Source organism: Bradyrhizobium sp. OK095 (genome assembly GCF_900109945.1).
Classification (GTDB): Bacteria; Pseudomonadota; Alphaproteobacteria; order Rhizobiales; family Xanthobacteraceae; genus Bradyrhizobium.
Window position 1 is genome coordinate 111,847 of sequence record NZ_FOBX01000011.1, and the last position, 13,112, is coordinate 124,958.

The window sequence follows — 13,112 nt, forward strand, 5'->3', positions numbered from 1 at the left end:
TCCCGCGGCGCGCGGTCGGGTCCAACAAGCAGCCCAACGGCGCCAGGCCGACACGAGTTCTCGTCATGAATGTCATGAGCTTCGCGACTCAATCGGCAACTGGTCCGCTCGAACAGATCGATATGCGCTCGCTCAAATCACAAGGAGAAGACCGTGGCAGATAATATCAAACCGATCCTTTGCGTGGTCACCAGCCATCCGATCCGCGGCGACACCGGTGAGCCGACGGGCTTTGCGATGGTCGAACTGACCCATCCGCTCGATGTCTTCCAGAGGGCCGGCATTCCGACCGAGATCGCGTCCATCCGCGGCGGTCATCCGCCGATCGACTTCTTCGACCTGTCCGATCCAGTCAACGACAAATTCTGGAAGGACAAGAAATTCCGCGCCGAACTCGCCGATTCCAAGATCCTCGCGGATGTCGAGCCTTCCCGCTATTCGGCGGTCTTCTTCGCCGGCGGCCATGGCACGATGTGGGACTTCGCCAACACCGGAGCTGTGCAACGCGTGATCCGCGAGATCTGGGAAGCGGGCGGCATCGTCTCGGCGGTCTGCCACGGTCCGGCGGCGCTGGTGAACGCGAAGCTTTCCGACGGCAGCTATCTCATCGCGGGCAAGAAGCTCGCCTCCTTTACCAACGATGAGGAAGCCGAAGTGAAGTACACCAACGTCGTGCCCTTCCTGCTGGCGACCGCGCTTGAGGAGCATGGCGCCCAGCACCAGCCGGCCCCCAACTGGACGGAGAAGGTGGTGGTCGATGGCCGTCTGATTACCGGTCAGAACCCGGCCTCGGCCCACGGGGTCGGCGAAGCCGTTGTCGATCAACTCACTGCGAAGGCCTGAAGGACGGCTTCCAGGCGCGTCATCTGGCGGTGCAGATGACAGCGCAATTTCGGATGCTTAAGCACTCTCAGACCGGAGGAATCCAGAGATGAAGATCGTCGCAATCGAGGAACACGTCCTCCCCCTCGAGGTCGCGCAGGCTTGGCGCAGCATTCCAGGCGCCGACGACGGAACACTCGATCTCAATCCCGGGGTCATCGGCGAACGTCTGGCCGATCTTGGCGATCAGCGACTGGCGCTGATGAACGAAACCGGCGTTGATATGCAGGTTCTGTCGCTGACGACGCCGGGCCTCAATAATCTGGGGCATCACAGCGTCGATCTGGCCCGTCGCGTCAACGATCTGCTGGCCGAGACCGTGGCGACCAATCCGTCTCGTTTCCAGGCGTTGGCGGTGCTGCCGTCGGCAGACGCTGACGCCGCCGCACGGGAGCTTCGTCGCGGTATCACGGAACTCGGGTGCAAGGGCGCCATTCTCTACGGCCGCGTCGGTGGAAAGAATCTCGACGATGCGATCTTCGAGCCCACGTTCGCTTGCGCGGCCGAACTCGGCGTCCCGCTGCTGATTCATCCGCAGATTCCGCAGCAGAGCGTTCGCGACGCCTATTATGCCGACCTCGGCGCACCGATCGATCTCGCTTTGTCCACCTTCGGCCTGGGATGGCATTACGAGGCCGGTATCCAGTTTGTCCGCATCGTGTTGGCTGGCGTCTTCGACCGCCATCCGAACCTCCAGGTGATCCTCGGTCACTGGGGCGAACTGGTGATCTTCTATCTCGAGCGGCTCGCCATGCTCGATCGGGTGTCCGGGTTGAAGCGGCCCTTCGTCGACTATGTGCGCGACAATCTCTATCTGACCGCAAGCGGGATGTTCAGCCCGGCCTATTTGCAGCGTGCGATCGAGGCAGTGGGCCCCGATCGCATCCTGTTCTCGACAGATTTTCCGTACCAGTATCGCCCCGGCAGTGACGCACGCCATTTCCTGGAAGGCTTGCCGCTCGACAATTCCGACAAGGCGAAATTTGCTTACAAAAACTGGGAACGTTTGACCGCGGACGCGAGCAACTCGGCTGCTGAATGATGGTCTGTTTGGCTAAGACGGCGATGGCCCGCATCCCGCTTAACGTCGAGAGCTGCTTAGGCGGCGAGCTCAGGGATTGCCTGTTCGACCAATCGCAAGAATCGGGCGTTGCGCATCGCCGATTTGAACCTATCAATCGATGGCGTTGTGCAACTGACCTTTTCGAGCGCCGACCCCATCATGTTGCGCAATGCACATCTGCCGGACTCCGCGAGAAGGCCGGGCGGCGGGCCCGGTCGGCCAGAGTTGAGTTTTACACGATCATAAAGTTCGATGCGTGCAATTGGCTGATCGCGGTATCGACGAAGTCGATGGACCCCGCGTTAGCACCGCTCCCAAGCGCAAGCAGGGTCCCGCCGTGTCCATCGCTTTTTAGCGCGCCCATGATCTCGGCGACGGAGTGGTAATTACCTGCGCCGTTCGCAAGATCAACGACGCCGAGCGTGTCACTTCCAAATCCGGTGATCGTATCGATCTGGCTGCTGGAGTTGATCGAGACGGTCAGACCCATACCATGATCGCTGATGTTGACGTGGGCCGGGCCATTGATGATCGCCTGATTGCCGAACCCGACAAAGTTAAACTGGTCTGATCCGCCATTGACCGTAATGACGTCTTGGCCAATCTGGTTTGTCACATTTGCCTGGGACCCGTTGAGCACAACGTGATTGGCAACTCCGCCGAGTGTGATGGTGTCGTGACCGGCGCCAGCAACGATGTTGTCCGATCCGCTGCCGGCCATGATCGTGTTTGTTCCCGAGCCGACGGTGATCTGGTTTCCCGTCCCGCCGAGATTCACGGTGTTGTCGCCGTTGCCGAGCGTGACATTATTGGTGCCATCTCCGCCCGTGACGACATCGTTCCCATTCCCTAGCGTGACTGTGTTGCCATATCCGGAGAGCGTCACTTTGTCGTTGCCGTTGCCAGCCGTTATTTGGCTCGCGCCGTCACCGGGATGGACAAGATCGTTGCCGTCGCCCAGCGTGATGACGTTCCCATATCCGCCGGCGTCAATGGTGTCGTTGCCATTGCCGAGCGCAATGGTGGTGGCGCCTGTCGATCCCGTCACCGTGATGTTTCCGTCGCCACCGGTGACGTGGTTGACGATCCCCTGTAGATAAACGGTGCTGTCGCCGCTCGACACGTCAACTGTGCCGTATAGTCCGGCGTAGATCGTGTCGCTCCCGCCATTGCCGTGGATCGTATTGAACATGCCATAGGCGTGGATGGTGTCGTTGCCCGTTGTGCCCTGAATGGTTGCATAACCGGAGGCCGGGCCGTTGATCGTCGTGCTAGCGGTTTGATGCGTGTCGATGACCGAAGTGCTGGCGTCGCTGACGGTCAAGCCGGCGCTGCTCGTGTCGCTCAGAGTGAAATTGGTCGTTGCGCTGCCGTCTCCGTGCGGCGAGGCCACAAAGGTGAGGGCGTGCAGCTCGGCGGTCAGGTTGGCGGCGCTGGTCGCTGCCAGTTCGTAGGTTCCGTTTCCAAGCGAGATCAATCCTGTCCCGGACAGGATGCCGGCCGCGCCGGCGAGCGTGATGATCAGGCTATCCATTGCTGCTGTGTTGGGATCTGTGATCGTGACGGTCGCGAATGGATTGATTGCAGCTTCGTTGCTGGTGGTTTGGCCCGATACGGCTCCAGCGATGGTCGGCAGGGCTGCGGCCGTCAGCAGAATGCCGCCGGAGCTGTCTTTCCCGATGTCGAAACGCGTGACCGAGGTATCCGCCAGTATGAAGGTCTCACTGGCGGCGCCGTTGCTGACGGTGAGCTTCGAGCCAGATACCGTCGCCGTTGCGCCGCTTGCATAGGACAGCCCGGAAAGATCGATCTGGTCACCGAGCGCAATGCCTTTGATCTGGCTTGCAAAGGTCGACGCGCCCGAAACCAGCTTCTGCTCGATCTTGAGTGTGCCCTGGCCGGAGAAGGTGATCGCGTCGTCGGAAATCGCGCCCGCCTTGAGATCGAGCGTGCCGCCGGCGATCGTGGTCGCGCCGACAACACCCCCCGCCTCGGCCAGCTCCGTAGCGCCAAGATGAATTGTCGAAGCGTTCGCGGTACCCTGATTGAGCACGTCAAGCGTGCCGCCGTTCAGAGCTGTGGAGGTGATGACGCCGCCGTCCGAGACGGAGAGGCTTCCTGAATTGAGGATTGTTCCGCTCGCCGCGCTGGCGTCGACCGCCGGTGCGCCTGGGTCATTGGTTATGGGATCCGGTATCGATCCCGAAACCGTCATCACACCTCCATTGATGGTGGCGTTCTTGGCGATCCCCGCTCCGAACAGGTGCAATTGGCCGCCGCTGCCGACAACAGCTGAATCGAATTCGCTTCTGATGACGGTGCCGTATTGGCCACCGGGAGAATAATAGATAGTCTCTCCCGAAGCATTGATGACACCGCCCGACTTGACGATGGTGCCGCTGGCAAAGCCTCCATTGGTGAGATTCTGGACACCGCCGGCATTGATGGTGGTTGACGTCGCGATGCCGGTATCGACGTCCTGCTCGCCGCCATTGTTGACGGTGGTGTGATCGGCCCGCCCCGGACCCGGCTCATCGTGCATATAGACGCCGGTGACGTGCTGAAGGCCGCCCATGTTGATCGTGGTGTAGCTCGCGGTGGAGGCGAGCCCGACGTCCTGTTCGCCGCCATTGATAATTGTGTTGCTGGCGGTGCCGCCCAAGTCGGCGAGACCTACGATTTGCTGGCCACCCGCCGATATTGTCGTGTTCGTGGCTGTGCCGTACACCTTGAACACGATGCCGTTCGATACGGTGAAACCGTTTTCGGTGTAGCCATAGCCGGCAACGAACGTTGCGCCACTCTGGAAGGTTATGTTGGATAGCGTCGCGCCAACTTCGACAAGGAGCGTTCCGCCTGCGGAAACAATACTGTTATTGAGGACGCCGCCGTCCAGAACGTCCAGCGTCACACCGTTCGCGACAGTGAACCCGGTTTCAATCGTGCCGTCGCCGATTTCGAAAACAGCGCCGGCGTTGAAGACGGTCCCCGAAAAACTGGCGTTACCGAGCACAATGAAAACGCCATAATGATCAACGGTCGTGTTGGTCGCTGTCGCGCCGGCGGACAGTTTCATCGTTGCACCATTGATTGTCGTGCCGGTGGCTGTGCCACCTGCACCCACATCCAGCGTGCCGCCGTTTTGGAGTATCGTGCCGGATACCAACGCTCCGCTCGATACCGTTAAGGTTCCAAAATCTTCAACGGTAGTGCCGGTAGCCATGCTGGCGTCGACGGCCGGCTGTCCGGGGATGTTGGCGAATGGATCCGGTATCGATCCCGAGACGGTCATGACGCCGCCATTGACGGTGGCGTTCATTGCAGTCCCGCCGGCGGTGACGTCGAATTCGCCCTGGTAGTTGATGATTGCAGCGGTCGCTACGCTTCGGATGACCGGCTCCGGATACACGGGCGCCGTTTCTACCGTTTCACCCGAGACTTTGAGGGCGCCGCCGGCATTGATGATCGTGCCGCTGGCGCTGCCGCCATTCGTCACATTCTGGACGCCGCCGGAATTGACAGTCGTCGCCGTTGCGATGCCCGTGTCGATATCCTGCTCGCCGCCGCTATTGATCGTGGTGTGATCAACTGTGCCGGGGGTCGGGCCTTCATGGACATATTCGCCAGTGACGCGCTGGACGCCGCCCGCGTTGATGGTCGTATAGCTGGCGGCGCCATCCAGGATGACGTCCTGTTCCCCGCCATCGATGACAGTGTGGGTTGCCGTGCTTGTTGTGAAAGATCCGCCGACCGTCTGCGAGCCGCCAGTCAGGATCGTCGTGCTGTCAACGGACGCGCCACCGCTGACATCCATCGTGTCGCCATCGTGGAGGGTAACTCCACTGGCGGGAGAAATAGCCGTCATATGAATGCTCCACGATCAGCGTTTGGAAAATCAAACTAAGCAAAATCGTGTGACGGCTTTTCAACTTCAGAGTGCGGTAGATGAAAATGTCTGTCAAGCAGCCGAAGAAAATACCACATATGCGACAGCTGCGAGTTTCCCGGTCGCATCGCTCAACCACTCCTGCGGGTCAAGACGGGGAGGCCAAAGGTTCACTAACATTGGACGTGACAGGGCGTCGCGGCGACAGGCCATGCAGAAACGCACCTGTACACGCTGGCGTGACCTCCATAACCTCCGCGGCACAATTGCAGGAGATGCGACGTGGCGAAGAAGACGGCGAGCAAGAAAAAAAGCATTTTGAAGAAAGTAGCGAAGGCCAAGACGAGCACCGCCCGCAAAGGTGCCGTTGCGAAAACTGCGAAGAAGACGGTCAAGAAAGCCGCGCCGCGTAAGTCGGCCACGGCACGTCGCCCGAAGGGTCCGGTCTGGCAATGGTCTGCGGTCGACACCGCGGCCGCGATCCGCAATGGCGCAATCTCCGCGGTCGAGACCGTCGAGGCGCATCTGGACCGGATGCGCGCCGTCAATCCCAGACTGAATGCGGTCGTTGTCGATCTCAGCGAGGAAGCGCTGAAGGCCGCACATGGGGCCGACAAGCAACGCGCCAAAGGCAGTGAGCTCGGCCTCCTGCATGGCGTGCCCATCACCATCAAGGAGAACGTCGACTACGAGGGCCGTCCGAACTTCAACGGCGTTCCCGCCAACAAGGATTTTGTCGCGCCGTCGGATTCACCGGTGGTGCGGAATCTCAAGAAAGCCGGCGCGATCGTCATCGGCCTCACCAACACGCCGGAATTCTCCTTCCGCGGCTTCACCGACAATCCCCTGCACGGGCTGACGCTCAATCCCTGGGATCCCAATATCACCTGCGGCGGGTCCTCCGGCGGCGCGGGTTCGGCCGTGGCGGCCGGCATCGGCGCCATCGCCCATGGCAACGACATCGGCGGCTCGCTGCGCTGGCCGGCGCATTGCAACGGCGTTGCCACCATCAAGCCGACGCAGGGCCGCATTCCCGCTTTCAACGGAAGCGCTGTGGCCGAGCGTCCGATGCTGGCGCATCTGATGTCGGCGCAGGGGCCGCTCGCCCGCCACGTCGCCGACGTTCGTCTGGCGCTGGAGGTCATGAGCCAGCGCGATCCGCGCGATCCCTGGTGGGTGCCGGCGCCGCTGCTCGGGCCGAAGCCGAAGGGGCCGATCAAGGTTGCGCTCGCAAAGATCCCAGACGATATGGACGTTGATCCGCACGTCGCGGCGGCGCTGCGTCAGGCCGCCGATCACCTCGAGCGGTCCGGCTATCGCGTGACCGAGGTCGAGGTCCCCGACATCAACGGCGTCTGGCAGAGCTGGTGCGACATCATCACCAACGAGACCGTGGTGATGCAGGAAGCCGGCATGTTGAAGGTGACGTCCGAGGACTTCCACAAGGCCTGGGGCGGCATGAAGACCAAGGCCAATGTGCTCGATCTCAAGGCCTGGATGCAGGCGACCGCCGCGCGGAACGGCCATATCCGCGCCTGGCAAATGTTCTTTGAGGAATATCCGGTTGTGCTGGCGCCGACCACGGTGAAACCGACACCGGGGCCGCGTGACGACACCGTCAGCGCCGAGCGGGTGAAGGAGATATTCTGGGGCGAGATCCGCTTCATCTCCGCGATCAACGTGCTGGGACTGCCGGGCGCGGTGGTGCCGGTGGCCGTGCATGACGGCAAGCCGATCGGCGTGCAGCTCATTGCCGGCCGCTATCGCGAGGACCTTGCGCTCGATGCCGCAGCGGCGATCGAGAAGCGCGCCGGCGTGCTTACCCATCGTCTCTGGGAAACGATGGCCTGAATCTGCGCGCAAGGGCTTCGTGCATCATGCGCGAAGCCCGCAACGGCGAAGCCGATCAGTTCGTCAAATGCGCGGCGGCAATCGCCTTCTGGAACAAAGAGTTCAGCGCGTCGGTGATGTTGGCATCGCTCGAGACCTCGTAATAATAGCCCGACGTCGCGCAGGATTGCATCTTGGTCCCGATCGAGCTGCGCCACGGTGCAATATAGGTGGTGTACCAGCTGTTGTTGGTGATCGCGAGATAGCTGGTGTAGAGCACTGCGATCTTGACTCCGCGTGCCTTGATGGTGTCGCAGATCGCCGTCGTCAACGGCTCCTGGCATCGGCCACCGGAAACGGTGGTCTTGCTACAGGTCGAGGGATAGTAATAGTCGGCGACGCCGTCCGAAACGAAGAACAGCCATTTCTGCGGCGAGGACGAGGAGCCGTCGCCGGGCGTCGGAATCGTGGTGTTCATCGACGACAGGATGCCGTCGAAATCCGTGCACATGTCGTTGTTGTAGTTGTTATAGGGAATTGTCATCAGGTCGACGGCGGAAACCGCTGTCTTCACCGACGAGAGGCTCGAGGTCAGCGGCGAGATCGTGGTCAGGGCGACCGAGGCGCAATCGCTCCCCATGCTGTAGACCGCCATCCGGTATTGGTTGCTGACAAGCTGGCTCGCGGTCGCGGTGTCGGTCAACGACTGTGTCGCATCGCGTACGAGGTCGATCCGCATCTTGATGCCGAGCGTCTTCGCGAGCGCGTAATAGCTGTTCGTCTGCAGCGTCTTTTTCGTGCTTGATGTGTAGGTGTCGTGGCAGGCGAAGGCGCAGCTGTCTGACGTGGCATTCTGCAGCGCAGTCATGTCGGCGGTTGTCGCGCCAATCCCCTGCGATGGCGAATTGTCGAGCAGCACGTAGAAGTCGATGTAGGACGGCAGCGAGGCCGCAGCGCTCGAGCTGGCCGAAAGGTTGAGGGTCTTGTAGCCCGCAATTCCCATGAAGTAGGTCGTCACTGTCGCCGACGCCGTTCCCGTGGCTGTGCGGGTGGTGACGCTATCCGTTACGTTGATAGTCACCGCACTCGCTGTCATGCGGAGCGCCGACATCTGCCCGGTGAAGGTGTTGACGGCGTCGCTCTGCGCCGCCGACGCGGTCTTGGTGATTTCGCTCTTGGCGGTGGCGACCAGCATGGCGGTGTCGAGCGCAGCTATCAGTTTCGCTCTCGCCCGTGCGGCGAGGGAGTAGTCGACGGCAGCGCCGACAAAGGAGAGCAGCGGCAACAGCGCGAGCGCAAAGATGACGGCGATGTTGCCATTTCGGTCGGAGACAAAGCGCGAGAGCAGGCGATGAGCATTCCCGATGGCAAAGGTCAAGCAAACGCATCCCTAAATGAAAACAATGCGTGGACGCTAGCACCGTGGAACTTACGTAAGGGTTGATCGCGATGTGAACACGCGTATCCGTAGTGTTGCGGAGCATGTCGCGAAATCGCGAAAATTCCCGGGAAAAATAGGCAATTCTGCACATTCCGAGTTTGGCAAACTCCGTAGTCTTCCGGGGGGCGGTGATGCCCGATCCGTTCGGATGAGCGCTCTCAACGTGCACGGAATCCGCGTCGTGCAGGAGGAGCTCAACTTGTGGAGGGCGGCATTGCGAACGATCACGCGATCATCCCGCATCACACCGATGAGCGGATGGTCTCCGAGACGATCCGCCGCTCCGTCGGCCTGAACAAGATCGCTGTGCCGGCCATGCATCCCCATCCGCCGTTACGGCGACCTCGCCGCAGGCGTCATCGTTGACTTTGTGCGTGCAGAGTTTTGGCGACCCGGTGCGGTAGCGGTAAAGCTTGCGACTGATCGAAACTCTCATCGCGATAGGTGAGGAGGCATCTCTCTGCGCGACGGCAAATCCGGTCGGATGGATGAAGACCGCTCATCCTGCGCGCTTCGCTTGCCTTCTCCCACCAGGGGACGAGGGAGGACAGTGAGGAAGCCTCACCACCGCAGCAATTCATTAATCCAGTTTGACTCGAATTTTAGCCAATTCACCAATAACCGTTAGGGTTACTTCCTCGATCTCTAGACGAATTATTGCCCGCTTTACCACCCGCCTCTAACACGAGGGCGGCGGACAACGCACATGCCTCATACAGGCCAATAAGTGCGGCCCGCGTCCCACGCGGAGGTGGCACGATGCGCAACGAGACGATCGCTATTCACGCCGGCTACGAGCCCGAAGCCACCACGCACGCGGTTGCGGTGCCGATCTACCAGACCGCGGCCTACGCCTTCGACAGCGCCGATCACGGCGCGGCGCTCTTCAATCTCGAGGCCGAAGGTTACCGTTACAGCCGCATCGCCAATCCGACCAGCGCGGTGCTGGAGAAGCGTATCGCCGAGCTCGAAGGCGGTGTCGGCGCGCTCGCGGTCGCAACCGGCCAGGCGGCGCTGCATTTCGCCTTCGTCAACGTCGCCGATCACGGCGGCAACATCGTGTCCGTGCCGCAGCTCTATGGCACCACGCACACGCTGCTCTCACATATCCTGCCGCGTCAGGGCATCACCGGCCGCTTCGCCGAGAGCGACAAGCCTGATGCGATCGCGAAGCTGATCGACGAGGACACCCGCGCCGTGTTCGCCGAGACTATCGGCAATCCCGCCGGCAATGTCTGCGACATCGAGGCGCTGGCGAAAATCGCGCATGCGCATGGCGTGCCGCTGATCGTCGACAACACGGTGGCAACGCCGATCCTGCTCAAGCCGTTCGACTACGGCGCCGACATCGCCGTGCATTCGCTGACCAAGTTTTTGGGCGGCCACGGCACCACGCTTGGCGGCGCCATCGTCGATTCCGGAAATTTCCCGTGGGCGAAGCACGCCGACCGCTTCCCCGGCTACAACAAGCCCGATGCGTCCTATCACGGCCTCGTCTATGCCGAGCGCTTCGGCCGAACCGCCTACATCGAGCGCGCGCGCAGCATCTATCAGCGCACCATGGGCTCGGTGCTGTCGCCGTTCAACGCCTTCCTGCTGCTTCAGGGCATCGAGACCGTAGCGCTGCGCATGGAGCGCCACTGCGAAAACGCTCGCAAGGTTGCCGAATTCCTGCGCAAGGATTCGCGCGTCGCCTGGGTCAACTACACCGGCTTCCCCGATAGTTCCTACTACCCGCTGGTCCAAAAATATCTCGACGGCAATGCCTCGTCGCTGTTCACCTTCGGCATCAAGGGCGGCATGGAAGCCGGCAAGAATTTCTACGACGCGCTGAAGCTGATCACGCGGCTCGTCAATATCGGCGATGCTAAGTCGCTGGCCTGCCATCCGGCCTCGACCACGCACCGCCAGATGTCCGCGGAGCAGCAGCGCGCTGCCGGCGTGCTGCCTGAGACGATCCGCCTGTCGATCGGCATCGAGCATTCCGCTGATATCATCGAGGACATCGATCAAGCGCTGGAGAAGGCTTGCCCGTCATCGCGCCTCCAGGCGGCGGAGTAGGCGGTCGCCCCGATGACGGTCTTGATCGACAGGGATCAAGGTATCACGAGCCCGGCACTGGTGCCGGCCGAGGGCGATCTGGCGCGTGGTCAGGCCGGCGCGGATCTGACCATTGGGCTGATCAACAACATGCCGGATACGGCGCTGAAGGCGACCGAGCGGCAGTTCATGAAGCTGCTTCAGGCCGCCGCCGGCCCGCGCCGCATCCGCTTCCACTGCTTCTCGCTGCCCTCGGTGAAGCGTTCTCCGGAAGCGAAATGGCATGTCGAGAGCGAATATTCGGAGCTCACCGAGCTCAGGCGTCACAAGTTTGACGGGCTGATCGTGACTGGCGCCGAGCCGGTCGCGCCCGAGCTCGACCAGGAACCGTACTGGCGCGACCTCACCGATCTGATCGACTGGGCCAAGGTCAACACACGTTCGACGATCTGGTCATGTCTCGCCGCGCATGCGGCGGTGCTGCACCTCGACGGCATCGAACGGCGGCGGCTGCCGGCCAAATGTCACGGCATCTTCGACTGCGCGGCCGTGACGAATGATTCCCTGACGCAAGCCGCGCCCGCACCGCTCAAGGTCTCGCATTCGCGCCTGAACGAGATCGTCGAAAGTGACCTCGCGCAGGCCGGTTATCAGGTTCTGACCCGCTCGGCCCTCGCCGGCGTCGACGTCTTCGTCCGCCAATATGCCAGCCGCTTCGTGTTCTTCCAGGGCCACCCGGAATATGACGCGCTGTCGCTCCAGCGTGAATATCTGCGCGACGTCGGCCGCTACCTCGCGCGTGAGCGGGATCATTACCCGCACCTGCCGATGGGCTATTTTGACGCAGCAACGGAAGAGAGACTGGCGCGCTTCGAGAAGCGGGCGAGGCACGAGCGCCATCCGGCGCTCAGCAACGACCTGCCCGCGCTGACTTTGCGCGCTGATATCGCCGCCGGCAGCGCCGCGGCGGCGCTTTTCCGTAACTGGCTGCAATTTCTCGGCACGGAGGCCGATGCCTCGATCCTTGCCCGCTAGCCGAAGGGTATTGGTTCCGCGTTAGGATTACCCAAGCGTTAAGCTTGCCTCGACCGGCGCGCGAATGTTTCAGTAGAGAAATACGGAATCACGGGAAATGCGGTCGTGTGGTCGGCACTCCAGGGACGCGTAAGCAATCGGTTGGCCCGGCATTTCCGTGCCGCGCCGCACCGCTTGCCCGCGCATGCGCCGATGGTGAGCTTCACCTTCGACGATGCCCCCGATAGCGCCGCCGGTGAGGGCGCCTCGCTGCTCGAAGCACATGGCGGCCGCGGCACGTACTACATCGCCGGCAGCCTGATCAATCAGCCGGGAGATCACTGGCGCGGCCTGTCGAACGATGCAATCGTGCGGCTGCATCGGGCCGGCCACGAGATTGCCTGCCACACCTTCTCGCACCACAGCTCGGCCAATCTTGATGAGGCCACCATGGCCCGCGAGATCGAACGGAACCGCAGCCATTTCCGCGGCATCGATTCCTCGATCAAGCTCGAGAACTTCGCCTATCCCTATGGGATTGCCTCGTTCTGGCGTAAACCGCAGCTCACAAAAGCCTTCCGCTCGGCGCGCGGCATCCTGCCGGGCGTCAATCGCGACGTCATCGACCTCCAGTTCCTGCGCGCCTCGCCCCTGGTCAATTACGAGATCGACGCCGCAGGTGTCGATGGCTATTTCGACGAGGCGGTCGCGAGCGGCGGCTGGCTGATCTTCTACAGCCATGACGTCGTCGATGCGCCAAGCCCTTATGGCTGTACGCCGCACCTGATGCGCCACGCGCTGGAAGCGGCCGGGAAGCGCGACATGCCGATCGTGACAGTCGCGGAAGCGTTGCGGCGAATCGGGGCGTAGCTTTCTCTCCTCTCCCCGCAAGCACGGAAAGGGAGACGATGGACTTGCAACGCCCGCGCCAGCATGCGACTGGCCTTGTGACGAAT

8 protein-coding genes are annotated in these 13,112 nt (G+C 61.8%); 6 read left to right on the forward strand and 2 right to left on the reverse strand.

What is annotated here, in order from left to right:
* Positions 1-153 precede the first annotated feature (153 nt).
* Positions 154-843 carry a type 1 glutamine amidotransferase domain-containing protein gene (locus BMW89_RS27140; RefSeq protein WP_092030740.1) on the forward strand — a complete coding sequence of 230 codons (690 nt, stop codon included), beginning with the start codon at positions 154-156 and terminating at the stop codon, positions 841-843.
* 88 nt (positions 844-931) lie between these two features.
* Positions 932-1,924 (forward strand): amidohydrolase family protein, encoded by a 993-nt coding sequence (locus BMW89_RS27145; RefSeq protein ID WP_092030743.1) that lies wholly within the window; start codon positions 932-934, stop codon positions 1,922-1,924.
* A gap of 253 nt (positions 1,925-2,177) precedes the next feature.
* Here BMW89_RS27145 and BMW89_RS27150 read toward each other — a convergent pair whose 3' ends face one another.
* Positions 2,178-5,810, reverse strand: a complete 3,633-nt coding sequence (locus BMW89_RS27150; RefSeq protein ID WP_092030746.1) for a beta strand repeat-containing protein — start codon at positions 5,808-5,810, stop codon at positions 2,178-2,180.
* 303 nt (positions 5,811-6,113) lie between these two features.
* Here BMW89_RS27150 and BMW89_RS27155 point away from each other — a divergent pair, with 303 nt between their 5' ends.
* Entirely contained in the window at positions 6,114-7,682 is a 1,569-nt protein-coding gene (locus BMW89_RS27155; protein WP_092030748.1) for an amidase family protein, read from the forward strand.
* A 55-nt stretch (positions 7,683-7,737) separates the two neighbouring features.
* On the opposite strand, the gene BMW89_RS27160 is transcribed toward BMW89_RS27155, so the two are convergent.
* Positions 7,738-9,039, reverse strand: a complete 1,302-nt coding sequence (locus BMW89_RS27160) for a TadE/TadG family type IV pilus assembly protein (RefSeq protein ID WP_244547696.1) — start codon at positions 9,037-9,039, stop codon at positions 7,738-7,740.
* Positions 9,040-9,861: 822 nt separating this feature from the next.
* Here BMW89_RS27160 and BMW89_RS27165 point away from each other — a divergent pair.
* The 3 genes from BMW89_RS27165 (at position 9,862) to BMW89_RS27175 (ending at position 13,026) form a co-directional block, all read left to right on the forward strand.
* Complete coding sequence (locus BMW89_RS27165; RefSeq protein WP_092030751.1) at positions 9,862-11,163, forward strand: O-acetylhomoserine aminocarboxypropyltransferase/cysteine synthase family protein; 1,302 nt, start codon at positions 9,862-9,864, stop codon at positions 11,161-11,163.
* Positions 11,164-11,175: 12 nt separating this feature from the next.
* Positions 11,176-12,177, forward strand: a complete 1,002-nt coding sequence (metA, locus tag BMW89_RS27170) for a homoserine O-succinyltransferase MetA (protein WP_092030754.1) — start codon at positions 11,176-11,178, stop codon at positions 12,175-12,177.
* A 105-nt stretch (positions 12,178-12,282) separates the two neighbouring features.
* Positions 12,283-13,026 carry a polysaccharide deacetylase family protein gene (locus BMW89_RS27175; RefSeq protein ID WP_092030757.1) on the forward strand — a complete coding sequence of 248 codons (744 nt, stop codon included), beginning with the start codon at positions 12,283-12,285 and terminating at the stop codon, positions 13,024-13,026.
* Positions 13,027-13,112: the final 86 nt, after the last annotated feature.

Coding starts and splice junctions, on each gene's coding strand:
- BMW89_RS27145 (WP_092030743.1), top strand. CDS start 932: ATGAAGATCGTCGCAATCGAGGAACACGTCCTCCCCCTCGAGGTCGCG.
- BMW89_RS27150 (WP_092030746.1), bottom strand. CDS start 5,810: ATGACGGCTATTTCTCCCGCCAGTGGAGTTACCCTCCACGATGGCGAC.
- metA (WP_092030754.1), top strand. CDS start 11,176: ATGACGGTCTTGATCGACAGGGATCAAGGTATCACGAGCCCGGCACTG.
- BMW89_RS27165 (WP_092030751.1), top strand. CDS start 9,862: ATGCGCAACGAGACGATCGCTATTCACGCCGGCTACGAGCCCGAAGCC.